General features: G+C 63.1%; 26 protein-coding genes and 1 tRNA gene. 20 read left to right on the plus strand and 7 right to left on the minus strand.

The features are described 5' to 3' along the window. Nucleotides 1-2: 2 nt before the first annotated feature. Genes pstB through phoB form a run of 3 tightly spaced genes read left to right on the plus strand, consistent with a single transcriptional unit; the run spans nt 3 to nt 2207 of the window. Nucleotides 3-791, plus strand: a complete 789-nt coding sequence (gene pstB / locus ACZ5TB_RS06850) for a phosphate ABC transporter ATP-binding protein PstB (protein WP_464792506.1) — start codon at nt 3-5, stop codon at nt 789-791. A 16-nt stretch (nt 792-807) separates the two neighbouring features. Beyond that, nucleotides 808-1503, plus strand: a complete 696-nt coding sequence (gene phoU / locus ACZ5TB_RS06855) for a phosphate signaling complex protein PhoU (protein ID WP_464777794.1) — start codon at nt 808-810, stop codon at nt 1501-1503. Nucleotides 1504-1505: 2 nt separating this feature from the next. Then, complete coding sequence (phoB, locus tag ACZ5TB_RS06860; protein ID WP_460986193.1) at nt 1506-2207, plus strand: phosphate regulon transcriptional regulator PhoB; 702 nt, start codon at nt 1506-1508, stop codon at nt 2205-2207. A gap of 154 nt (nt 2208-2361) precedes the next feature. Here phoB and def read toward each other — a convergent pair whose 3' ends face one another. Together def and recR are read right to left on the minus strand one after the other, a co-directional pair. Continuing rightward, the gene (gene def / locus ACZ5TB_RS06865) at nt 2362-2892 is read right to left on the minus strand and encodes a peptide deformylase (RefSeq protein ID WP_449473490.1); all 531 of its coding nucleotides are present in this window, start codon (nt 2890-2892) and stop codon (nt 2362-2364) included. 48 nt (nt 2893-2940) lie between these two features. Then, entirely contained in the window at nt 2941-3537 is a 597-nt protein-coding gene (recR, locus tag ACZ5TB_RS06870; RefSeq protein ID WP_464790638.1) for a recombination mediator RecR, read from the minus strand. 53 nt (nt 3538-3590) lie between these two features. Between recR and fmt the strand changes: the two genes are divergently transcribed. Both fmt and truA read left to right on the plus strand, forming a co-directional pair. Beyond that, nucleotides 3591-4499 carry a methionyl-tRNA formyltransferase gene (fmt, locus tag ACZ5TB_RS06875; RefSeq protein ID WP_464777798.1) on the plus strand — a complete coding sequence of 303 codons (909 nt, stop codon included), beginning with the start codon at nt 3591-3593 and terminating at the stop codon, nt 4497-4499. 127 nt (nt 4500-4626) lie between these two features. Next, nucleotides 4627-5370, plus strand: a complete 744-nt coding sequence (gene truA / locus ACZ5TB_RS06880; protein ID WP_464790639.1) for a tRNA pseudouridine(38-40) synthase TruA — start codon at nt 4627-4629, stop codon at nt 5368-5370. A 32-nt stretch (nt 5371-5402) separates the two neighbouring features. Here the strand turns inward: truA and ACZ5TB_RS06885 are convergent, their stop codons facing one another. Then, entirely contained in the window at nt 5403-6122 is a 720-nt protein-coding gene (locus ACZ5TB_RS06885; RefSeq protein ID WP_464790640.1) for a queuosine precursor transporter, read from the minus strand. A gap of 87 nt (nt 6123-6209) precedes the next feature. Between ACZ5TB_RS06885 and ACZ5TB_RS06890 the strand changes: the two genes are divergently transcribed. Next, a tRNA-Arg gene (locus ACZ5TB_RS06890) sits at nt 6210-6286 on the plus strand. Nucleotides 6287-6380: 94 nt separating this feature from the next. Here ACZ5TB_RS06890 and ACZ5TB_RS06895 read toward each other — a convergent pair. Together ACZ5TB_RS06895 and fsa are read right to left on the minus strand one after the other, a co-directional pair. Next, entirely contained in the window at nt 6381-6731 is a 351-nt protein-coding gene (locus tag ACZ5TB_RS06895; protein ID WP_464790641.1) for an antibiotic biosynthesis monooxygenase family protein, read from the minus strand. Nucleotides 6732-6906: 175 nt separating this feature from the next. Further along, entirely contained in the window at nt 6907-7560 is a 654-nt protein-coding gene (gene fsa, locus ACZ5TB_RS06900; RefSeq protein WP_464790642.1) for a fructose-6-phosphate aldolase, read from the minus strand. 138 nt (nt 7561-7698) lie between these two features. On the opposite strand from fsa, the gene ACZ5TB_RS06905 reads away from it, so the two are divergent. From ACZ5TB_RS06905 to ACZ5TB_RS06915, 3 genes are read left to right on the plus strand one after another with little or no spacing between them, the layout of a single operon-like run. Continuing rightward, complete coding sequence (locus ACZ5TB_RS06905) at nt 7699-8364, plus strand: DUF2490 domain-containing protein (RefSeq protein ID WP_464790643.1); 666 nt, start codon at nt 7699-7701, stop codon at nt 8362-8364. A 45-nt stretch (nt 8365-8409) separates the two neighbouring features. Further along, nucleotides 8410-10596, plus strand: a complete 2187-nt coding sequence (locus tag ACZ5TB_RS06910) for a primosomal protein N' (protein ID WP_464790644.1) — start codon at nt 8410-8412, stop codon at nt 10594-10596. Nucleotides 10597-10610: 14 nt separating this feature from the next. Further along, nucleotides 10611-10778, plus strand: coding sequence for a DUF1289 domain-containing protein (locus ACZ5TB_RS06915; RefSeq protein WP_464790645.1), 168 nt, complete (start codon nt 10611-10613; stop codon nt 10776-10778). 138 nt (nt 10779-10916) lie between these two features. Here ACZ5TB_RS06915 and ada read toward each other — a convergent pair whose 3' ends face one another. Continuing rightward, the gene (gene ada / locus ACZ5TB_RS06920) at nt 10917-12005 is read right to left on the minus strand and encodes a bifunctional DNA-binding transcriptional regulator/O6-methylguanine-DNA methyltransferase Ada (protein WP_464790646.1); all 1089 of its coding nucleotides are present in this window, start codon (nt 12003-12005) and stop codon (nt 10917-10919) included. A 104-nt stretch (nt 12006-12109) separates the two neighbouring features. On the opposite strand from ada, the gene ACZ5TB_RS06925 reads away from it, so the two are divergent. The 8 genes from ACZ5TB_RS06925 to ACZ5TB_RS06960 all read left to right on the plus strand — a co-directional run bounded on the left by ACZ5TB_RS06925 (nt 12110) and on the right by ACZ5TB_RS06960 (nt 21539). Then, nucleotides 12110-13657 carry a S1C family serine protease gene (locus ACZ5TB_RS06925; RefSeq protein ID WP_464792507.1) on the plus strand — a complete coding sequence of 516 codons (1548 nt, stop codon included), beginning with the start codon at nt 12110-12112 and terminating at the stop codon, nt 13655-13657. Nucleotides 13658-13842: 185 nt separating this feature from the next. Further along, nucleotides 13843-14397, plus strand: a complete 555-nt coding sequence (locus ACZ5TB_RS06930) for a F0F1 ATP synthase subunit delta (RefSeq protein WP_464790647.1) — start codon at nt 13843-13845, stop codon at nt 14395-14397. A gap of 2 nt (nt 14398-14399) precedes the next feature. After that, entirely contained in the window at nt 14400-15929 is a 1530-nt protein-coding gene (gene atpA / locus ACZ5TB_RS06935) for a F0F1 ATP synthase subunit alpha (protein ID WP_464790648.1), read from the plus strand. A 53-nt stretch (nt 15930-15982) separates the two neighbouring features. Continuing rightward, nucleotides 15983-16867 carry a F0F1 ATP synthase subunit gamma gene (locus tag ACZ5TB_RS06940; RefSeq protein WP_464790649.1) on the plus strand — a complete coding sequence of 295 codons (885 nt, stop codon included), beginning with the start codon at nt 15983-15985 and terminating at the stop codon, nt 16865-16867. Nucleotides 16868-16891: 24 nt separating this feature from the next. Further along, nucleotides 16892-18337: a F0F1 ATP synthase subunit beta gene (gene atpD / locus ACZ5TB_RS06945; RefSeq protein ID WP_464777811.1), complete on the plus strand. Its 1446-nt coding sequence runs from the start codon at nt 16892-16894 to the stop codon at nt 18335-18337. Between the two features lie 156 nt (nt 18338-18493). Beyond that, entirely contained in the window at nt 18494-18748 is a 255-nt protein-coding gene (locus tag ACZ5TB_RS06950) for an ATP synthase F1 subunit epsilon (RefSeq protein ID WP_449473518.1), read from the plus strand. Nucleotides 18749-18969: 221 nt separating this feature from the next. Next, complete coding sequence (locus ACZ5TB_RS06955; RefSeq protein ID WP_464790650.1) at nt 18970-20499, plus strand: CpaF family protein; 1530 nt, start codon at nt 18970-18972, stop codon at nt 20497-20499. Nucleotides 20500-20702: 203 nt separating this feature from the next. After that, complete coding sequence (locus tag ACZ5TB_RS06960; RefSeq protein WP_464779988.1) at nt 20703-21539, plus strand: DMT family transporter; 837 nt, start codon at nt 20703-20705, stop codon at nt 21537-21539. Here ACZ5TB_RS06960 and ACZ5TB_RS06965 read toward each other — a convergent pair. After that, entirely contained in the window at nt 21531-21962 is a 432-nt protein-coding gene (locus ACZ5TB_RS06965; protein ID WP_464790651.1) for an OsmC family protein, read from the minus strand. The two genes, ACZ5TB_RS06960 and ACZ5TB_RS06965, sit on opposite strands and share 9 nt — an antisense overlap. An 86-nt stretch (nt 21963-22048) precedes the next feature. On the opposite strand from ACZ5TB_RS06965, the gene ACZ5TB_RS06970 reads away from it, so the two are divergent. The 3 genes from ACZ5TB_RS06970 to ACZ5TB_RS06980 all read left to right on the plus strand — a co-directional run bounded on the left by ACZ5TB_RS06970 (nt 22049) and on the right by ACZ5TB_RS06980 (nt 23515). Further along, nucleotides 22049-22414 (plus strand): PRC-barrel domain-containing protein, encoded by a 366-nt coding sequence (locus ACZ5TB_RS06970; protein ID WP_464790652.1) that lies wholly within the window; start codon nt 22049-22051, stop codon nt 22412-22414. Nucleotides 22415-22552: 138 nt separating this feature from the next. Continuing rightward, entirely contained in the window at nt 22553-23227 is a 675-nt protein-coding gene (locus ACZ5TB_RS06975; RefSeq protein WP_449473522.1) for an RBBP9/YdeN family alpha/beta hydrolase, read from the plus strand. 96 nt (nt 23228-23323) lie between these two features. Beyond that, the gene (locus ACZ5TB_RS06980; RefSeq protein WP_464777817.1) at nt 23324-23515 is read left to right on the plus strand and encodes a YezD family protein; all 192 of its coding nucleotides are present in this window, start codon (nt 23324-23326) and stop codon (nt 23513-23515) included. The last annotated feature ends 127 nt before the right edge of the window (nt 23516-23642 follow it).

Raw genomic sequence — 23642 nt, forward strand, 5'->3', positions numbered from 1 at the left:
TGATGCACGAACCACAGACACTGGTGCCCGCCACCGAAACCAAGATGACCGCGCGCGACGTGAAGGTCTTCTACGGCGAAAAGCAGGCGATCAAGGGCGTCTCGATCGACGTCGATATGGACAATGTGACGGCCTTCATCGGCCCGTCGGGCTGCGGCAAGTCGACATTCCTGCGGACGCTGAACCGCATGAACGACACCGTCGCTTCCGCCCGCGTCGAAGGCACGATCACCCTCGACGGGGAGGACATCTACGCCCCCTCGATGGACGTCGTGCAACTGCGCGCCCGCGTCGGCATGGTGTTCCAGAAGCCCAACCCCTTCCCCAAGTCGATTTACGAGAATATCGCTTACGGCCCGCGCATCCACGGCTTGGCCCATGCCAAAGCGGACCTCGACGTCATCGTCGAAAAATCGCTACGCCGCGCTGGCCTGTGGGAAGAAGTGAAGGACCGCCTGCACGACAGCGGCACCGCCTTGTCAGGTGGCCAGCAACAGCGCCTCTGCATCGGCCGCGCCATTGCGGTCAAACCCGAAGTCATCCTGATGGACGAGCCCTGCTCGGCGCTCGACCCGATCGCGACCGCAAAGATCGAGGAGCTGATCCACGAACTGCGCGGCCGCTACGCGATCGTCATCGTCACCCACAATATGCAGCAGGCCGCCCGCGTGTCGCAGCGCACCGCCTTCTTCCATCTGGGCGAACTGGTCGAATATGGCGTGACGAGCGACATCTTCACCAACCCCCGCCAAGAGCGGACCAAGGATTACATCACCGGCCGCTACGGCTGATCCGGGGAGAGAGATAATGGCAGAACATACGATCAAGGCGTTTGACGAGGAAATCGACAAGCTGCGCGGCCTCATCGCCGAAATGGGCGGCCGCGCCGAAGCGGCCATCGAGAATGCGATGGTTGCCCTCCAGCGGCAGGACAAGACGCTCGCCGCGCAGGTGGTCGCCGACGACAAGCGCATCGACGCCATAGAGGCGGAAGTTGAAAAGCTGGTAATCCAGGTCATCGCCCTGCGCGCGCCCATGGCCAACGACCTGCGCGACGTCATCGCTGCGCTGAAGATCGTCGGCGTGGTCGAACGCATCGGCGACTATGCCAAGAATATCGCCAAGCGCGTTCCCCTGATCGCCACCAACCAGCGCACGCTGGAGCCGGTCTCCCTCCTCCCCTCCATGGGTCAGGTAGCGGCCGAAATGGTGCACGACGCGCTCAACGCTTTCGCCGCCCGCGACGCCGATCTCGCCACGGCGGTGATCGAGCGCGACACGGTGGTGGACGATTTCTACAACAGCGTTTTCCGCAGCCTCGTCACCTATATGGTCGAAAATCCCAAGACGATCAGCGAGTGCGCGCATCTGCTATTCATCGCGAAGAACATCGAGCGCATCGGCGACCACGCCACGAATGTCGCGGAGATGGTCTATTACGCCGCGACCGGCCAGATGGCCCCGGAACGCGAACGCGGCGGCACCCAACCCCTGGAGGATTGAGCATGGCGAGAGCCAAGATGCTTCTGGTTGAAGATGACGCGGCCCTCGCAGAACTTCTCATCTGGCATTTCAAGCGGGAGGACTTCGAAGTCGCCCACACCGTCGATGGCGAGGAAGCGCTGCTCCTCGCGCAGGAAAATGTGCCCGACATCGTCCTGCTCGACTGGATGGTGGAAAGCCTGTCCGGCATCGAAGTCTGCCGCCGTCTGCGCCGCATGAACGGCACCGCCAATGTCCCGATCATCATGCTGACGGCCCGAGGCGAGGAAGAAGACCGGGTCCGCGGCCTGGAAACCGGCGCGGACGACTATGTCACCAAGCCCTTCTCCCCCCGCGAACTGGTCGCGCGCGTCGGCGCAGTCCTCCGCCGCGTCCGTCCCGCCCTTGCTGGCGAGACGCTGACCTTCGCGGATGTCGAGATGGATACGGTCGGCCACAAGGTCCGCCGTGGCGGTCAGGTCATCCCCCTCGGCCCCACCGAATTCCGCCTGCTCAAACATTTCCTGGAGCATCCCGGCTGGGTCTTCTCGCGCGAACGGTTGCTGGACAGCGTCTGGGGGCAGGACAGCGACATCGAACTGCGCACCGTCGATGTCCACATCCGCCGCCTCCGCAAAGCAATCAACGCCGACGGCCAATATCGCGACATCATCCGCACCGTGCGTTCAGCGGGTTACGCGCTCGATACGGACGGCGTGGGTTAAACAAAATCCTCCCCATGGCACATGGGGAGGGGGACCGCCGCGTAGCGGTGGTGGAGGGGACGAACGCGGAGGTCGTGCCGTTTTCCCCTCCACCATTTGCTACGCAAACGGTCCCCCTCCCCACGCTTCGCGCAGGGAGGATTGGGGAAAGACTTCAAGCCGCCTTGCGCGCCTTCACCAGCTTCTTCATCAACATGTCCCGTTTCAACCGCGACAGATGATCGATGAACAGCACGCCCTGCAAATGATCCATCTCGTGCTGCAAGCAGGTGGCCAGCAAGCCCTCAAGCTGCTCCTCATGAATACGCCCTTCGCGATCCATCCAGCTTGCCCGGATCGTCGCGGGCCGCTCCACCTCGGCATATTGGTCCGGCACCGACAGGCAGCCCTCATTATAGACTGACAGGTCCGCCGAACCCTCCAAAATCTCGGGATTGATGAACACCATCGGCTTTTTCACCGAAGGCGCACCTTCCTCGTCTGATTCGGGTTCCTGCAAATCCATCACCAGCACGCGCTTCGGTACGCCAACCTGTATCGCCGCCAATCCGATGCCCGGAGCGTCGTACATGGTCTCGAACATATCATCGATCAGGCGTTGCAGATCGTCATCGATCGCCTCCACCGGAGACGAAATGGTACGCAGGCGCGGGTCAGGCGCCTCAAGGATTGGAAGAATGGCCATGTGGTTAAAATAGCCGCAACGACGGGCTTTTTCAAGCGACCGCCAAATTCACCCAACAGGCCGCCGCGCCCGCAAAGCCTGCGCCAACGTGCCCTCATCCAGATAATCGAGTTCACCGCCCACGGGGACGCCATGGGCCAACTGCGTCAGCCGAACGGGAAAGCGCTCCAACCGTTCTGCCAGATAATGCGCGGTGGTCTGCCCCTCCAGTGTCGCATTCATCGCCAGCACCACTTCATCAATGCCGCCCACTTCGACTCGCGTCACCAGCGCATCGATGGAAAGGTCTTCCGGCCGTACCCCTTCCAGCGCCGACAATCGCCCCCCCAGCACATGGAAACGGCCCGGAAAAAGCCGCGACTTGTCGAGCGCCCACAGGTCCGCCACATCCTCCACCACGCACAGCGCGCGAGCGTCGCGGCGCGGGTCGGCACAGATGCCGCAGGGATCCACCGTATCGACATTCCCGCACAAACCGCACGTAACCAGCCGGTCGTTCACCGCATCAAGCGCACGCAGCAGCGGTTCCAGCGCGCTTTCCCGCTTCTTCAGCAGGTGCAGCACAGCGCGCCGCGCCGAACGCGGGCCAAGGCCCGGCAGACGGGACAGCGCCTGCGTCAGCGCATCGATTTCGGGAGAAGCCATGGAACCGAGATAGGGGCTTGCAAGTCCGGGGTCAAAAGAGTTGAGAGGCGACTATGCGCATCATCTACATGGGAACCCCGGATTTCGCCGTCCCCGCCCTCGTGACGCTGGCCAAGGCCGGGCACGAGATCGTGGCGGTGTACAGCCAACCACCCCGCCCCGCCGGGCGTGGAAAGGCGTTGCGTCCCTCCCCCGTTCAGGCTCAGGCGGAGGAGATGGGCATAGAGGTGCGCACGCCGATCTCACTCAAGGACGCGGCGGTGCAATCCACCTTTGCCGCTCTCAATGCCGATGTCGCGGTGGTAGCCGCCTACGGCCTCATCCTGCCGCGCGCCATACTGGAAGCGCCCCGTTCCGGCTGCCTCAACATCCATGCGTCCCTGCTCCCCCGCTGGCGTGGCGCGGCCCCGATCCAGCGTGCGATATTGTCCGGGGACAATGTAACCGGCGTCACGATCATGAACATGGAAGCGGGCCTCGACACCGGCCCGATGCGCGCCAAGCATGTGACCCCAATTGAGGACAAGACGGCTGGCACGCTCACCGCAGAGCTGGCGCAGGCAGGCGCTGAATTGATGGTCGAGGTCTTGGACGACCTCCCTGCGCACCCGCCCGTGTCTCAGCCCGAAGAGGGCGTCACCTACGCCGCCAAGATCGACAAAAGCGAAGCCCGTCTCGACTTCACCCGCGACGCGCATCAGGTCGAACGACAGATTCGCGCCTTCAACCCCTTCCCCGGCGCATTCCTGGAATATCGCGGAGAACGCTTCCGCATCCTCGCCGCCCAGGTCGAGGAACATGCCGGTCAGCCAGGCGAACTGCTCGACAACAGCCTGCTCATCGGCTGCGGCCACGGCGCGATCCGCCCCACCCTGATCCAGCGCGCGGGCAAGGGTGCGATGTCTCCGGGCGAACTCCTGCGCGGCTACGACATGCCCGCAGGGTCGCGCGTCGATGGTTAATCCCACTTCACCTCCCAACCGTCATCCCAGCGAAAGCTGGGATCTCAGGGGACGGCATGCCACATGGCCCCACATCCCAGCTTCCGCTGGGATGACGGCGCCAATATTTTCGCTGATATAACCCCCAATGACCCGCTTCGCCTTCACCGTAGAATTTGACGGCCGCCCCTTCATGGGCTGGCAACGGCAGGCGCACGGCCCCAGCGTCCAGCAAGCACTGGAAGACGCCATCCACGCCATCACCGGCGAGCGCTCCGTGATTCACGCAGCTGGCCGAACCGATGCCGGAGTCCACGGCCTTGCCATGCGCGCCCATGCAGACATTGAGAAACCGATCGCGCCCTTCCGCCTGATGGAAGCGATGAACGCGCTCCTGCGTCCCGACCCCGTCGCCATCCTCGCCTGCGAAACCGTAGCCGATGACTGGCACGCCCGCTTTTCCTGTACCGGCCGCGCCTACGTCTACCGCATCGCCAACCGACGCGCGCCGCTCACCTTCGAGAGCGGTCTGGTCTGGCGCGTCATCCAGCCGCTCGACACCGACGCCATGCAGGAGGCCGCGCAGCTGCTCGTCGGCCGCCACGACTTCACCACCTTCCGATCGGCCCATTGCCAAGCGGAAAGCCCATTGAAGTCACTCGACCGCCTCGACGTGGAGCGCGAAGGCGACCGCATCGCCATCCATGCCGAAGCACGTTCCTTCCTCCACCATCAGGTGCGCTCGATGGTCGGTTGCCTGGCGTTGGTCGGGATGGGACGATGGTCGATAGCAGACATGCGCGCCGCCCGGGATGCGAAGGACCGAGCCGCCCTCGGCCTCAACGCCCCGCCGGATGGGTTATATTTCGTACGAGCGAACTACCCCGCCTGACCCCGTTCGTTTCGAGCGAAGTCGAGAAACGGCTAAATCCGGGTCCGAAACGGCGTGAAATCCGTCCCTTCATCATAGACGTCCAGCCCCTCGGCGCGCTTCAGGCTGTTCACCACCAGATAGGTCATCGGCGTCAAAACCGCTTCCCACGTCACCTTCAGCATCCAGTTGGTGACCATCACCGTCAGCACCTGGGCATTGCTCCACTCACCATAAAAGGCCAGCGGATAGAAAAGCAGGCTGTCCACGCCCTGCCCCACGATCGTGGACCCGATCGTCCGCATCCACAGATGCTTGCCCTGCGTCAGCAGTTTCATCTTCGCCAGCACGAAGCTGTTGGCGAACTCCCCCGCCCAAAATGCGGCGAGTGACGCAAAGACGATCCGCCATGTATTGCCGAACACCGCCTCATAGGCAGCTTGATCCGGCCAGCCTTCCGCAGGCGGCAGCTTTACCACCACCCAACTCATCAGCGCCATGAACAACATCGCGCCAAAGCCTGCCCACACGCATCGCCGCGCACGGGCATAGCCATAGACCTCCGTCAGCACGTCCCCCAGCACATAGCCGAGCGGAAAGAAGAGGATGCCAGCACCGAATGTAAAGCCGCCAACGGTCGACAGCTTCGCCGCGCCGATCAGGTTCGACAGCAGCAATATGGCGACGAACGCCACGATGAAGAAATCGAAATAGCGCATCGGCCGCTGGCCAAGCGCCTCCGCATCGATTTTCCGAACCCCCAAATCGGTCATGCGCCCTTGCATATCGGCCCGCCGCACAAATGCAATGGCAGGCATGATTGCGCGCGGGCACAAGCCCCGCTATCGAAGCGCCGATGCGGCCCCGTAGCTCAGCTGGATAGAGCATTCGCCTTCTAAGCGAATGGTCACAGGTTCGAATCCTGTCGGGGTCGCCATCTTGGCTACAAGCGCCAACCGAACAGCAGCATCAGCAACCCGGCGATGAGTATCGCGGCGGCCAGGAAACCCCAGCCAAAGTCGAGGCCGTTCCTATTCGCCATCGAGCGGACTGTCATCCGGCCGCGCCCGCATCAGCAGGTCGTCCGTCACCGTCATGGTGAAGATCGGGTCGGCATCGGCTGGCACTTCCGCGATCGCATCGACAAAGGCGGCACGCGTTTCCGGCTCATCATAGACCATCTTCTGGTCGAAAGCCGCGCGCCATGTCTCTTCGTCCGGCCACTCCGCATAGCCGACGAAGCGCCCGTCCGCGTCCCGGTGGAGCCGCGAACCGAAGCTGCCATATTTCTCCCGGATCAGGTCAGTCCCGCGCCGCCACGCCGCGCGAAACTGATCTTCCTTCCCCGGATGCACCCGCCACCAATAGACCGCGACGAACATCGCACCTCTCCTTCACGAGGAGAATGATGCATCGGGCAAGAGGTTGCGAACCAAGCGGAGAAAGCACGCCCCCCTCCGTTCGAGCTGAGCTTGTCGAAGCCCTTTCCTTCGCATTTTCAAGAAAAGGAAAGCCCTTCGACAGGCTCAGGGCGAACGGTTGGAGATGTCATGAACCTTAAAGAACCGACTGCCCGGTCTTCTCCCAGTCCGCCAGGAAGCCCGCGATGCCCTTATCCGTCAGCACATGATTGAACAGGGCCTTGATCACCGAAGACGGCGCGGTCATCACGTCCGCGCCGATCTTCGCGCTTTCCAGAACATGGATCGGGTGGCGCACGCTCGCGACCAGGATTTCCGTGTCGAACGCATAATTATCGTAGATCAGACGGATATCCTCGATCAGCTTCATGCCATCGAAGCCATTATCATCATGCCGACCAACGAAAGGCGAGATGAAGCTCGCGCCCGCCTTCGCCGCCAGCAGGGCCTGATTGGCCGAGAAGCAGAGCGTCACATTGACCATCGTGCCTTCGCTGGTCAGCGCCTTGCAGGTCTTGAGGCCATCGATGGTCAGCGGCACCTTGATGCAGACATTGTCCGCGATCTTCCGCAGCACCTCGGCTTCCTTCATCATCGTCTCATGGTCGAGCGCGACGACTTCGGCGGAAACCGGGCCATCGACGATGCCGCAGATTTCCTCGACCACTTCCATGAACTTGCGACCCGACTTGTGGATCAGCGACGGGTTGGTGGTCACGCCGTCCAGCAGGCCGGTCGCGGCGAGGTCGCGGATTTCGTTGGTGTCGGCGGTATCGACGAAGAACTTCATGGGTCTGCTCCGGGCGGGATGTGCGAATCGGCTCCCCTTTAGCGGGTGATCCCCAGTTTAGCCATTATTGCCAGCGGCAGGCTTTACGGAAACAGCTCCGTAACATTATGACGACCCAACTTTCCAAAGGACTGACCGATGCACCGCTATCTGCGCCCACGCCACATATCGGGCGCACTCACCCTGTTGGCGGCGTTCGCCGCTCCGCCCGCCACCGCCGCAACGGAGGAATCGCAAGCCTGGCTCACCGAATCGCTTGTCGTCACCGCCAGCCCGGCGGACACGATCACACTCGATCTCAGCCAGCGTTTCCGCCGCGACAGCTCCAATGGAGAGCAGCAGACGGCCCGCATCCTGCTCGACCACCGTGTCGCCACAGGCGCCCAGATCGGCGGCGGCATCGCCTTCTTTCACTCCGCGCCCGAACAGGAACTGCGCCTGTTCCAGCAGGCCACCTTCACCCGCGGCATTTTCCTGGCCCGCACCCGTATGGAGCAGCGCTTCTTCGACACCGCCGACCGCGCAAGCTGGCGGCTGCGCCAGCGGGTTCAGGCATCCATCCCGCTCGGCTCATCGAAAGCCCCGGTCCTGATCGCGGCAACCGAGTTCTTCTTTCACCTCAACCGCGCCAAGCCCAGCGACAAGACCGGCCTCGCCGTCATGCGCCAGCAAATCGGCCTACGCCAACCGCTCAGCAAGTCGCTCGACGCCCAGCTGCTCTATATGCGCCAGCAGACCTTCCGCGATCAGGCCCCCGATGCCGTCGTCCATGTCCCCTGGCTGACGCTCAGCTGGAAAATCTGAACGCGCCGCCTTGCCTCCCGCCCCCCAGGCGATAGGGAGGGGCGGATGAGTTCGCGCGCCCGTGTCATCCTTCTGAACGCTGCCCTCGGGCCGCTCGACTATCGCGTGCCCCACGGCATGAACGTTGAGCCGGGCAGCATTATCGTCGCCCCGCTCGGCCCACGGCAAATCATCGGTGTGGTGTGGGAGGAGGATAGCTTCCCCGATGTTGAAAGCGTCGGCGACAATCGCCTGCGCAACATCGTCGGACCCGTGGACGCGCCGCCGATCCCTGAAAGCCTCCGCCGCCTGATCGAATGGACGGCGGACTATTATCTCGCCCCCATCGCATCGGTGCTGCGCATGACGCTGGCGTCGATGTCGGCGCTGGAGGGGGCGCGCACCGTCATCGAATACAAGCGCACCGGCGACCTGCCGGGCAATCAGCTTGAGGGGCGCATGACCGAACAGCGCACGCAAGCGATGGAGCGCATCGGCGAGCGGCAGGGCCTGATCCGCGAGCTGGCGCTGATCGGCGGTGTGAGCGACGCCGTGATACGCGGACTGGCAAAGGCGGGCGCGCTAGAAGCAGTGGAAGTCAGCATCGACACGCCCTTCCCCCGGCCCGACCCCGACCACGCCCCGCCCCAGCTTTCCGACGGCCAAGCCAACGCCGCAACCGAGTTCGTGAACGCGGTACATCAGCGCGACTTCGCCCCCTTCCTGCTCGACGGCGTCACCGGCTCCGGCAAGACAGAGGTCTATTTCGAAGCCATCGCCGCTGCCATCCGCGAAGGACGGCAAGTCCTGGTGCTATTGCCGGAAATCGCCCTGACCGAGCCGTTCCTTGAACGCTTCGAAAAGCGCTTCGGCACCGTGCCGATCAGCTGGCACAGTGGCCTGCGCCAATCCGAACGCCGTCGCGCCTGGCGGGCAATCGCATCAGGCGAGGCAGCAGTTGTGGTCGGTGCACGATCCGCCCTGTTCCTGCCCTATCCCAATCTCGGCCTGATCATCGTCGATGAAGCACATGAGGCCAGCTTCAAGCAGGAAGATGGCGTCCATTACCACGCCCGCGACGTCGCGGTGATGCGCGGCCTCATAGAGAAATTCCCCGTCATCCTCGCATCCGCCACCCCGGCCATCGAGACCCGGCATCAGGTGGAGCTTGGCCGCTATCGCGAAATCAAGCTGCCTGCCCGCTTCGGCGGCGCGGAAATGCCCGCGATCGAGGGCATCAACCTTCTCACCGATCCGCCCGAACGCGGCCGCTGGATCGCGCCGCCGCTGATCCGCGCAATCGACGAGGTGATGGAAAAGGGTGAACAGAGTCTCCTTTTTCTCAACCGGCGGGGCTATGCGCCGCTGACGCTGTGCCGCCATTGCGGCTATCGCTTTCAATGCCCCAACTGCACCGCCTGGATGGTCGAACATCGACTGACGAAGCGCCTCGCCTGTCATCATTGCGGCCACGTCATCCCCTCGCCGCGCTTCTGCCCGGAGTGCAAGGAAGAGGACAGTCTCGTCGCCTGCGGTCCCGGCGTGGAACGCATCGCGGATGAAGTGAAGACGCTCTGGCCGCAGGCACGCACCGCCATCGTTACCTCCGACACGCTCTGGTCGCCCGCCAAGGCCGCCGAGTTCGTGAAGTCGGTCGAAGCAGGCGCGGTCGACATCATCATTGGCACCCAACTCGTGACCAAGGGCTATCACTTCCCCAACCTGACGCTGGTCGGCGTGATCGACGCCGACCTCGGCCTCGAAGGCGGAGACCTGCGCGCATCCGAACGCACCTTCCAGCAAATCGTGCAGGTGGCGGGCCGCGCGGGCCGTGGACAGAAACCCGGTCGCGTCTTCATCCAGACCCGCATGCCCGAAGCCGAAGTCATCAAGGCCCTCATCGCGGGCGACTCCGAACGCTTCTACGAGGTCGAAACCGAAAACCGCCGCCGCGCCAATGCCCCGCCCTTCGGCCGCTTCGCCGCGATCATCATCTCCAGCGAGGATGCCGACGAAGCCGCGCAGGTCGCCCGCCTGATCGGCAAGTCCGCCCCGCTGATCGACGGCATGCGCGTCTATGGCCCCGCCCCCGCGCCCCTTTCCGTCCTGCGCGGCCGCCACCGTCATCGCCTGCTGATCCACGCCAGCCGCCAGATCGACGTGCAAGCGGCGATCCGCGAATGGCTGGACAACATCACGTGGAAATCAGGGACACGGGTCGCGGTGGATGTCGACCCCTACAGCTTCATGTGATGGCCTGAACGCTTATGGAGAGCCCCTGCGTCAACATCTGCAAGCTGGACAAGGCAGGCCGCATCTGCACCGGCTGTGGCCGGACGGTTCAGGAAATCGCCCGTTGGCGCGACATGAACGAAGCGGAGCGCCACGCGATCATGGAGCGGCTGAAGGGATCGCAACGCAACCGTCCTCTTTAAATCCTCCCTGCGCGAAGCGTGGGGAGGGGGACCAGCCGCAGGCTGGTGGAGGGGAAAGTGGCACGACCTGTGAGATTTCCCCCTCCACCATTCGCTTCGCGAACGGTCCCCCTCCCCATCTGCCGATGGGGAGGATGATTATCCACGATAATCCAAGCCTACCTTCTGCCCCCCACGCTCCCGCTCCAACAAAGCCTTTTTCCGCTCCAACCCATAGGCATAGCCACCAAGGCTACCATCGCTCCGCAACACGCGATGGCAGGGAATAATCACAGCCAACCCATTATCCCCACAAGCCGTCCCCGCAGCCCGCACTGCCCCCGGCCGCCCAATCGCCGCCGCGATCTCGCCATAGCTCCGAGTCTCGCCAGCCGGGATCGCCCGCAATGCCGCCCAAACCGCCTGCTGGAAAGCCGTGCCATTCACATCCAACGGCAAATCCAAAGGCTCAGACGGATCCTCGATCAGCCGCACCACCTGCGCCGCCAGCGCGTCCAGCGCCGCATCTCCCGGCATTACGTCCGCCTTCGGAAAGCGCCGCCGCAGATCATCCTCATCCTCCTCAAAGCTGATCCGGCACAATCCCCGATCGGTCGCCGCGACCAGCACCGGCCCAAGATTGCTCCCCACCACCGCAAATCGGATAGTCACGCCCCGCCCGCCATCCTTCCACGCACTTGGCGTCATGCCCAAATGCCGCTCGGCATCGGCATAGGCCCGGCTCGGCGCATTATAGCCCGCATCATAGATCGCGCTGGTCACGCTCCCTCCTCCCTCCAAAGCCACCTTCAGCCGCTCAGCCCGCAAGGACCGCGCATAAGCAGCAGGCGTCAGGCCCGTATCCCGCTTGAACAGCCGATGGAAATGATGCGGCGCATAGCCCGCATGGGCTGCGACCTCCTCCAACGAGGGCACCGTCTCGCACCCCGCAATGAAAGCCTTGGCCGCTTCAACCGCCAACCGATCCCGGCCAACCTCATCCGGCCGACAGCGCAGACAGGCACGAAAGCCCGCCGCCCTCGCCGAAGCAGGATCGGGCAAGAAGATCATATTCTCCCGTCGGGGATGCCGCGCCGCGCAGCTTGGCTTGCAATATATGCCGGTGGTCAGCACCGCGCCCACAAACCGCCCATCCACGTCCCGATCACGCCGCTGGAACGCGTTCCAGCAGGCATCGTCATCCATCGGCAGCGGTGTCGAGGCGGAAACTTCGGTCATCTGGTTCATGCATATGGGATAACAGGCGCGATCGGGCCAGCCTTCCCGCCTCTTGCGCTCAAAGCATTTCCCGATTGCCTCAGCCAGACTTTACCATATGAATGCGCCGCATCATGGTCGAATTCTTCCGCCGCCTCTGCATCTTGCTCGCCCTCGCCCTGCCCGCGACAGCGCGCGCCGAACAGCAGGACATCGCCGCCGCCGCGCGCGGCGTTGTCCGCATCGCCATCGTGGCGACGGACGGCAGCGAAGCCTATTTCGTCGGCCATGGCAGCGGCTTTGCGGTCGCGCCAGACAAGGTGCTGACCAACGCCCATGTCGTCGAACTGACCCGCGAGGAAAAAAACCTCGTCATCGGCGTCGTCCCTTCCGAAGGCCGCAAAAGCTATGGCGGCCGCGTCATCGCCTACTCCCCCGGCAACGACCTCGCGCTCATTCAGCTTGAGGAAGGCCGCCTGCCGGTCAGCACCTTCTATGCCGGTGCCGTCAGCGATGGACAGCATGTGACCGCGATCGGCTATCCCGGCACGGTCGACCGCGCCCAGGGCCTTGGTCTCAAGGAAATGGTGGAGCCGCTCGGCACGGTAAAGACCAGCGGCAACGTGTCGTCGGGCAGGTCAAGCCACAGTTTCGACACCGTCCTCCACACCGCCCCCCTCGCCGCCGGGAACAGTGGCGGCCCGCTCGTCGACGATTGCGGCCGGGTGCTGGGCGTCAACAGCTTCGGGTCCGTCTCGGACGGCAATGACGCCAAGTTCGGGTTCGCCGTATCCTGGCGCGAGGTCGCGTCCTTCCTCCGGCAGGCGGGCGTTTCGTCCCTGCGCACCGTCGTTCCCTGCCGATCCATGGCCGAAGCCGACGCCGCAGACGCCGCGCTCACCCAGCGCGCGGCGCAGCAAAGCGAACAGTCAGAGCGCGCCCGGGCCGACGCGCGCGAAGCCGCGCTAGGCAAGGCGCGCGACGCGGCGGAACGCGAAGTCATCTCTGGCCGCGAAAATGCGATGGCGGGCGCGGCCGTGCTTCTGGCGCTGGCGGTGCTTGGGTTCGGCGCGGGCGGCCTCTTCTACAGCCAGGGCCGCGAACGCCGCGCGACGTGGTCGCTCGCGGGCGGCGGCATCTTGCTGTTGGGCGCGGTCGCGCTGTTCCTGCTGCGGCCGAGCTTCTCCAGCGTGGATGAGCGTGTAAAACTGCCCGACGACGGCAGGGTGGCGGGCAACCATGCCTATGCGTGGGAAGGCGACAATGTCTGCGCGGTCGATCTCAGCCGCAGCCGCCTCACCGTGTCGGAGGCCAACGACATTCCCTTCAACTGGACCGGCACCGGCTGCGCCAACGGCAACAGCCAATATGTCAGCGTCGGCAATGAATGGGAACGCGCCGCCGTCCCGGATTCGGGCAACTTCATCACCGTCAGCCGTTTTGACCCGGCGAGCGGCACCTTGCGCGTCCAGCGCTGGCTGCCGGATGGCGATGCGATGGACAAGGCTCGCGCCTTGCTGAAGGACGGCCCGATCAAGGCGTGCGGCACCGATCCCGATCTGCTCGCCCGGATCGCCGCCCTGCGAAGCGATCTTGCCTCCCTGCTGCCCGCGCAGCCCAATGAACGCTTGGTCTATCATTGCCGCAAGGGCCGCCTCGCTCCCCCCGACCCCGCAAACTGACCAAAATCGCGCGGCGGAAAGCGCCGTCCTGTCGCCTCCATTCCATCCTTGTGACGGAATCGCGTTCCATGACTTGCATAGTCATAAAGCCGCTGCTAACCGGCCGGGCGACAGGGGATCGGGACGGATAAGACCGCGCCCCTCTTTTTGCATGACCGGCAAATTATTTGGAGGACGGTAAGCGCGTGGAGACTACCGGCGGCATTCAGGCTAGCCTCAGCGGACGCTACGCGCTTGCGCTGTTCGATCTGGCCCGCGACGGCAACGCCCTCGACACCGTGGCGGCCAGCCTCGGTGCGATCAAGGCGGCGATCGCCGAATCGGCTGATTTCAAGAGCCTCATCAACAATCCCGTGCTGAGCCGCGACGCGTCTGGAAAGACGATCGCAGCGGTCGCAGCATCCATCGGCATCGACGCGCTGACGACGAAGTTCCTTGGCGTTCTCGCCGCGAACCGCCGCCTGTCGCAGCTGCCCGCGGTCATCCGCGCCTATGAAACGCTGCTGTCGAATCACAAGGGCGAAGTCCGCGCGGAAGTCACCAGCGCGCATCCGCTCGATTCGAACCAGATCGCCGCGCTTGCGCAAAACCTCCGCGCCCGCGTCGGCCGCGACGTCGCGCTCGAAGCCAAGGTCGATCCCGCGATCCTCGGCGGGCTGGTCGTCAAGATCGGCAGCCAGATGATCGATTCCTCCATCCGCACCCGTTTGAATAGTCTCGCCCAGGCGATGAAAGGCTGAACATGGATATCAACGCCGCAGAAATTTCGAAGGTCATCAAGGACCAGATCGCCAATTTCGGCACCGAAGCGCAGGTGAGCGAAGTCGGTTCCGTGCTGACCGTGGGTGACGGCATCGCCCGCGTCCATGGCCTCGACAACGTCCAGGCGGGCGAAATGGTCGAATTCGCCAATGGCGTGCAGGGCATGGCGCTCAACCTCGAAGCCGACAATGTCGGCGTCGTGATCTTCGGCTCGGACGCCGAAATCAAGGAAGGCGACACCGTCAAGCGCACCGGCACCATCGTCGATGTTCCGGTCGGCAAGGGCCTGCTCGGCCGCGTGGTCGATGGCCTCGGCAACCCGATCGATGGCAAGGGACCGATCCAGTACACCGAGCGCAAGCGCGTTGAAGTCAAGGCGCCGGGCATCATCCCCCGCAAGTCGGTGCACGAGCCCGTGCAGACCGGCCTCAAGGCGATCGACGCCCTCGTCCCCGTCGGTCGCGGCCAGCGCGAGCTGATCATCGGCGACCGTCAGACCGGCAAGACCGCCGTTGCGATCGATACCTTCATCAACCAGAAGGGCATCAACGCAGGCGACGATGAGGGCAAGAAGCTCTATTGCATCTACGTCGCCATCGGCCAGAAGCGCTCGACCGTCGCGCAGATCGTCAAGCAGCTCGAAGAAAATGGCGCGATGGAATATTCCATCGTCGTCGCCGCGACCGCTTCGGAACCCGCTCCGCTCCAGTATCTGGCGCCCTACACCGGCGTCACCATGGGCGAATTCTTCCGCGACAACGGCATGCACGCCGTGATCGTCTATGACGACCTTTCCAAGCAGGCCGTCGCCTATCGTCAGATGTCGCTGCTGCTGCGTCGTCCTCCGGGCCGCGAAGCCTATCCGGGCGACGTCTTCTATCTCCACAGCCGCCTGCTGGAACGCGCTGCGAAGATGAACGATGCCAACGGCAACGGCTCGCTGACCGCGCTGCCGATCATCGAAACGCAGGCGGGCGACGTGTCGGCCTACATCCCGACCAACGTGATCTCGATCACCGACGGCCAGATCTTCCTCGAAACCAACCTCTTCTACCAGGGCATCCGTCCGGCCATTAACGTGGGCCTCTCGGTGTCGCGCGTCGGTTCCGCCGCGCAGACCAAGGCGATGAAGAAGGTGTCGGGCTCGATCAAGCTGGAGCTGGCGCAGTATCGCGAAATGGCGGCCTTCGCCCAGTTCGGTTCGGACCTGGACGCTTCGACCCAGAAGCTGCTGAACCGTGGTGCGCGCCTCACTGAACTGCTGAAGCAGGCCCAGTTCTCGCCGCTGCCCTTCGAAGAGCAGACCGCGTCGATCTTCGCCGGCACCAACGGCTATCTCGACAATGTCGCCGTCAAGGACGTGACCCGCTACGAAGAGCTGATGCTCGCCTATCTGCGTCACGACCATGCCGACGTCCTCGCCGCGATCCGCGACAGCAAGGACTTGGGCGACGAGCCCAAGGCCAAGCTGAAGGCCGCGCTCGACAGCTTCGGCAAGACCTTCGCGTAAGATGAGGGCCGCCGGGCGACCGGCGGCCTCCTTCCACTGAGTTCGGGATTGAGATGGCAAGCCTCAAGGAACTGAAGATCCGCATCGGGTCGGTTAAATCGACCCAGAAGATCACCAAGGCGAAGCAGATGGTCGCCGCGGCCAAGCTGCGCAAGGCGCAGGCTGCCGCCGAAGCAGCGCGCCCCTATTCCAGCCGCCTGGAAGCCGTCGTCGCTTCGCTCGCGTCCAAGATCGCAGGCGGATCGGGCGAAGGCGCCTTGCCGCTGCTCGCTGGCACCGGCAAGGATGACGTCCATCTGCTGGTCGTCGCCAACTCGGACCGTGGCCTTGCTGGCGCGTTCAACGCCAACATCGTCAAGGCCGCCCGCGCCAAGGCGGACGAACTGATCCAGCAGGGCAAGACCGTGCGCTTCTACCTGATCGGCCGCAAGGGCCGTCCGGTCATCAACCGCACCTTCCCCGGCATGATCGCCGCACAGTTCGAGACAACCGGCGCGAAGGAACCGGGCTATTCTCAGGCCGAAGCGATCGCGCATGAGCTGACCGACATGTATCTGAACGGCAAGTTCGACGTAGCGCACCTCTTCTTCTCGCGCTTCAAGTCGGCCCTCGCCCAGATCCCGACAGAGCAGCAGATCATCCCGGTCAAGATCCCCGAAGACGCGGATCGCAACGCCATCCCCGCAACGGTCGAATATGAACCGAGCGAAGAAGCGATCCTCGACGACCTGCTGCCGCGCAACATCACGGTGCAGATTTTCAAGGCGCTGCTGGAAAACAACGCGTCCGAACAGGGCGCATCGATGACCGCCATGGACAATGCGACCCGCAACGCTGGCGACCTCATCAATAAGCTGACCATTCAGTATAACCGCAGCCGCCAGGCCGCGATCACCACCGAACTGGTCGAAATCATCTCGGGCGCAGAAGCCCTCTAAGATCACGCACGCAAGGAAGCAGTCATGGCAACCACCAACAATGTAGGCCGCATTTCGCAGGTCATCGGCGCTGTCGTCGACGTGACCTTCCCCGATGCGCTCCCCGCAATTCTCTCGGCGCTGGAAACCAGCAACAACGGCAACCGCCTTGTTCTGGAAGTCGCCCAGCATCTGGGTGAAAACACCGTCCGCACCATCGCGATGGACTCGACCGACGGTCTGACTCGCGGTCAGGAAGTGACCGACACCGGCGCGCAGATCAGCGTTCCCGTCGGCCCGGCCACCCTCGGCCGCATCCTGAACGTCGTCGGCGAGCCGATCGACGAACGCGGCCCGGTCGCCACCACGCTGACCGCACCGATCCACGCCAAGGCTCCCGAGTTCGTCGATCAGTCGACTGAAAGCTCGATCCTCGTCACCGGCATCAAGGTCATCGATCTTCTCGCCCCTTACGCCAAGGGCGGCAAGATCGGCCTGTTCGGCGGCGCGGGCGTCGGCAAGACCGTTCTCATCCAGGAACTGATCAACAACATCGCGAAGGGCCATGGCGGCACCTCCGTGTTCGCGGGCGTCGGTGAACGGACCCGCGAGGGCAACGACCTTTATCACGAATTCCTCGACGCTGGCGTCATTGCCAAGGATGCCGATGGCAACGCCATCAGCGAAGGTTCGAAGGTTGCTCTGGTCTATGGCCAGATGAACGAGCCCCCGGGCGCCCGCGCTCGCGTCGCCCTGTCGGGCCTGACCATCGCGGAATATTTCCGCGACCAGGAAGGCCAGGACGTGCTGTTCTTCGTCGACAACATCTTCCGCTTCACCCAGGCGGGCGCGGAAGTGTCAGCTCTGCTCGGCCGTATTCCTTCGGCCGTGGGCTATCAGCCGACCCTGTCGACCGACATGGGCGCTCTCCAGGAGCGCATCACCTCGACCAACAAGGGCTCGATCACCTCGGTGCAGGCCGTGTACGTCCCCGCGGACGACTTGACCGACCCGGCGCCTGCGACTTCGTTCGCTCACTTGGACGCCACCACCGTTCTCAACCGCGCCATTTCGGAACTGGGCATCTATCCGGCGGTCGATCCGCTGGACTCGACCAGCCGAGTTCTCGAACCCCGCACCGTGGGCCAGGAACATTACGACACGGCTCGCGCTGTCCAGTCGATCCTGCAGAAGTACAAGTCGCTTCAGGACATCATCGCGATCCTGGGCATGGACGAGCTTTCGGAAGAAGATAAGCTGACCGTCGCCCGCGCCCGCAAGATCCAGAAGTTCCTGTCGCAGCCCTTCCACGTCGCCGAAGTCTTCACCGGCATCTCGGGCAAGTTCGTTCAGATCGAAGACACGGTGAAGTCGTTCAAGGCCGTGGTCGAAGGCGAATATGACCACCTGCCCGAAAACGCCTTCTACATGGTCGGCGGCATCGACGAAGCCATCGAAAAGGCGAAGAAGCTGGCTGCTGAGGCGGCGTAAGCTACCAAATTTCCCCTCCCGCAGGCGGGAGGGGATTAAGGGGTGGGCCGCGAGCGCCAGCGAGCTTCAACCTATCCCGCCATGTTGCAGGCGATTGCTTGCGCAATCGCACCCACCCCCTGCCCCTCCCTTGAAAGGGAGGGGGGAGAGTTACAGATGGCACTGCATTTCGAACTCGTGACCCCCGAAAAGCTCGTCCGCTCGGAAGAGGTCTATCAGGTGGTCGTCCCCGGCACCGATGGCGACTTCGGCGTGCTGGAAGGCCACGCGCCCTTCATGTCCACCGTCCGCGACGGCGCGATCCAGATTTTCGCCAGCGCGGGCGCCGCGCCCGAAATCATCCCCGTCCAGGGCGGCTTCGCTGAAGTCAACGAAAAGGGCCTGACCGTCCTAGCAGAGCATGCGGGCTAACAGACCCAAGCTGACCCCGCTGATGGATTGAAAAAGGCCGCCTTCAGACAGGAGCGCGGCCTTTTCCTATCAGGGGGCAATCTTACCCCCCACTGGTCACCGGGCGCCGTCGTCGGCGCCATTAGCCATTTGTCAAAGTTTCCGCCTTATTCACCATTGCAACCAATTCGGATCAGCCTGTTCCGGCAGGCGAATCCTACGGAATATCGCGGCGGAGAATTATGAGCGCGTTTGGACGGAAAAATGGACCTGCCGGCATCAAGCCGGGATTCGGTGTAGCCCGGCCAATGCAGGGCGGCGCCCCGCGTGAGGAAGCACGAGGCGGCGACCAGTTCCCCCCTCTAGACATGGCTCCCTTGCCCGCCGCCGAAAGCCCAATCGATCCGCTGTCCGCGCCCACCAGCCAGATGCAGCGCAACGCCGACGCGTTGCAGCGCTTGTCGGATCGCGCCAACGCCGAACATGTAGCCGACACAGGCCCTCAAGGCTTCGAAGCCTCCGTCCACAAAATCAAGGAACAGGTCCTCCCCCGCCTGCTCGAGCGCGTCGACCCCGAAGCCGCCGCGACGCTCAGCAAGGATGAACTGGCCGAGGAATTCCGCCCGATCATCATGGAAGTGCTGGCGGAGCTTAAGCTCACCCTCAACCGCCGCGAACAATTCGCGCTGGAAAAGGTGCTGGTCGATGAACTGCTCGGCCTCGGCCCGCTAGAGGAGCTGCTGGCCGACCCCGAGGTAACCGACATCATGGTCAACGGCCCGGAGCAGACCTATATCGAAAAGAAGGGCAAGCTCCAGATCGCGCCGATCAAGTTCCGCGACGAGGAGCATCTGTTCCAGATCGCCCAGCGCATCGTGAACAAGGTCGGCCGCCGCGTCGATCAGACCACGCCGCTGGCCGACGCCCGCCTGCCCGACGGCAGCCGCGTCAACGTCATCGTGCCGCCGCTCTCGCTGCGCGGCACCGCCATCTCGATCCGTAAGTTTTCCGCCAAGCCGATCACCATCGACATGCTCGCCCAATGGGGTGCGATGAGCCCGAAGATGGCTACCGCGCTCAAGATCGCGGGCGCGTCACGCATGAACATCGTGATTTCGGGCGGCACCGGCTCGGGCAAGACCACGATGCTCAACGCCCTGTCGAAGATGATCGACCCGGGCGAGCGCGTCCTCACGATCGAGGATGCGGCCGAACTTCGCCTGCAACAACCCCACTGGCTGCCACTGGAAACCCGCCCCCCGAACCTGGAAGGGCAAGGCGCCATCACCATTGGTGACCTCGTCAAGAACGCCCTGCGTATGCGTCCTGACCGCATCATCCTGGGCGAAATTCGTGGTGCGGAGTGTTTCGACCTGCTCGCCGCGATGAACACCGGCCATGACGGCTCCATGTGCACGCTGCATAGCAATAGCCCGCGTGAGTGCCTTGGCCGTATGGAAAACATGATCCTGATGGGCGACATCAAGATCCCAAAGGAAGCCATTTCCAAGCAGATTGCCGACTCGGTCGATCTGATCGTGCAGGTAAAGCGCCTGCGCGACGGTTCGCGCCGCGTCACCAACATCACCGAGGTGATCGGCATGGAAGGCGACGTCATCGTCACCCAGGAACTGTTCAAGTTCGAATATCATGACGAAGATGACAGTGGTAAGATCGTCGGCGAATATCGATCGATGGGCCTGCGTCCCTATACGCTCGACAAGGCGCGGCAATTCGGCTTCGATCAACCCTTTCTGGAAGCCTGCCTCTGATCCTGCATGGAAGATAGCGGCCACCCACCGCTATCCGAACCATGATCGATATTTGTCCGCCCGGTGGTTGCGTGTTCGCGTCCGCCGGTTAAAGCGGCCGTGTGCAACCCCCCGCCCCCATCAGCCCGCCGGAGGAGCTTCCGCCCCCACCCCCCGCGCGAGAGGAGCATCCGCTCAAGGGCATCGGTCTGCGTCTGCTGGCGATGATGTTCATGGCGGTCATGTTCGCGCTGGGCAAAGTCGTCGGCACACGCGGCGTCAGCCTGATCGAACTTATCTTCTACCGCCAGGCGCTGGCTCTGCCGCTGATCGTCACCTGGGTCGCAATGACTGACGGCCTTCCATCGGTCCGCAGCAACCGTCTTGGCGCCCATGTCAGCCGCACCGTGCTCGGCCTTACCGGCATGGTCCTCAACTTCGGCTCATACCTGCTGCTGCCCTTGACTGAGGCCACGGCAATCGGCTTCACCATGCCGATATTCGCCACCCTGCTCTCCGCGCTTCTGCTGCGGGAAGCGACAGGCCCGCATCGCTGGGCCGCCATTCTGCTGGGCTTCGTGGGGATCATCATCATGGTCCGCCCAGACGGCGCCCACTTCCCGCCGCTGGGCCTTGCCGTCGCGCTTTCCGCCGCTGTCATCACCGCCTGCATTGGCCTGCTGCTCCGTGACCTGGGTCGTACGGAAAGGACCGGCGCCATCGTCTTCTGGTTCACGACGCTCTCCATCCCGCCACTCGGCATCCTCATGCTCTTCGTTGGAAAGGCGCATGATCCCATGACCTGGGCCATGCTGATGGGCGTCGGCGTCACTGGCGGCATTGCGCAGCTGTGCATGACCGGGGCGCTGCGTCATGCGCCCGTGTCGGTCGTGCTGCCGATGGACTATAGCACGATCATCTGGTCGACCATGCTTGGCCTGCTGATCTGGGGCGAATGGCCCATGTTCACGACATGGATCGGGGCTGCGCTCATCATCATGAGCGGCCTCTACATCGCGTGGCGGGAACATATACGCTCCCGCCGTCCCGCTTCAGCCTAGCAGTTCCGCGTCCAGGCTGATGTCCGCATTAAGCAGCTTCGACACAGGGCAATTTTCCTTCGCCTTCGCCGCCAATTCCTGAAACTGCGCGTCGTCAGCACCCGGAATAGTGGCCTTCAGCGTCAGCTTGCTTGCCGTGATGGCAAAGCCTCCCTCCTGCTGCTCCAGAGTGACGACAGCATTGGTCTCCATCTTGTCCGCCGTCAGTCCAGCTTCGCCCAGGATCAGCGACAGCGCCATAGTGAAACAGGACGCATGGGCAGCGGCGATCAACTCTTCCGGATTGGACCCCGGCACGCCTTCAAAGCGCATTGCATAGCCATAGGGGTGCGCGTCCAGCGCGCCGCTCTGCGTCGAAATCGCGCCCTTTCCGTCCTTCAGGCCGCCGCTCCATACCGCCGAACCACTGCGATTGATCTTCATGTCATCCTCCTGCGTGAAGAGTGGGAACCCCGCTGATCCTGCCCGGTTTCATCATCATAGCCTGATTCGCATAAAGGAGGGTGACAATGACTGACCCTGCAATGGAAAATCCCAGCGACCTGATCGCGTCCGACCGTGTGGAAGGAACAGTGGTCTACAACCGCGAAGGAGAAAGATTGGGCCATATCTCCAACTTCATGGTGGAAAAGCGCAGCGGTCAGGTGCGTTACGCCGTTCTGTCCTTTGGCGGCTTCCTCGGCCTTGGCCATGATCATTACCCCATCCCATGGTCGATGCTGAACTATGACACGGAAAAAGGCGGCTATGTCGTTGATCTGAGCAAAGAGGTGTTGGATAACGCCCCTCGTTACATGGCGGACAGCCGACCGGATTATGACGAGGCTTATGGCCGCAACGTCTTCTCCTATTACGGCCTCATATATCCTTGGTGACAGGCGTGACGGCGGCTTTCCTAAGCTGAACGCCAGATGAATCCAATCGCCCAAATTTGGACACAATTGATCGCTGAAGCATTGTCTACCTAATGAATAGAATATACATCAGGGCTGTAATTGGACGAGGATCAAACCATGGACCGATTCGGACATCTGGGCGACGCGCGCAATCCTGTCGTGCTGACCATACCGGGTCTCAACAACAGCGGCCCCGGTCATTGGCAAACCCTTTGGGAGGGCATGCGCGGCGATTGCGAGCGTGTCGATCTGGGCAGTTGGGCCAGCCCCAACCGCAATGCATGGGTCACCCGCCTTGATGCGGCGATCCGGGAAGTTGAAGGACCGATCATCCTGGCCGCGCACAGCTTGGGTTGCCTCGCCGTCGCTTGGTGGGGGGCGTTGCAAAGCCAGGCTTATGGCTGGCCGGTGACGGGCGCATTGCTGGTCGCGCCGCCTGATTGCGACCGGATGGAAACGCCCGAGACTATCGGCGGCTTTGGGCCGACGCCACGAGCACAGCTACCCTTCCCGTCGATCGTCGTCGCCAGCCGTAATGACCCTTATATCTTCTTCGAACGCGCCCACAGTATCGCCAAAAACTGGGGCAGCAGCTTTGTCGATGCGGGCTTTAGCGGACATATCAATGCTGAAGCCAATCTTGGCACATGGGATTTCGGCCAATCCCTGCTGGAACGGCTGGTCGACAACGCACATGAACAGGCTTCGCTCATGCGGCAGATGCGGCCAGCCATTCCCCTCGCCCATCATCAACATGACCGCAAACTGGCGGCGATGCGGTTGATCGGCTGAATTTTAAAGGGCGCGACAAGGCAAACTTGGGCGCCCTATATATTTGCTTTTTTGTCTATTAAATTAGTTGAGATAAAAGCAGGCCATGAGGTGCTTATGAGTGATAGCCGATCAACAGAATTTGCCCGCAACGGCCGCGCAGATGGTCAGCGGGCGGACATTTCCGTCAGCATCGAAAAGGTTCGCGGCGTTCTTGAAGCACTGCGTTTCGGGTCGATCACATTGACCGTGCATGATGCCCGCGTCGTCCAGATCGACGTGACGGAAAAGACTCGTCTCACCGCCTGAAAGCGGCGGGGGCCTTTAAGGGTTGCAAAACCAAGCCGCCGGACAGGCGGTTATTGATAGGCGGCAGGGGGTGGGCCGCTAACTGTCCATACCATTCCCAGACCATCGGTTTTGACCGGACCACCGG

It is taken from the genome of Sphingobium sp. TomTYG74 (genome assembly GCF_055393875.1).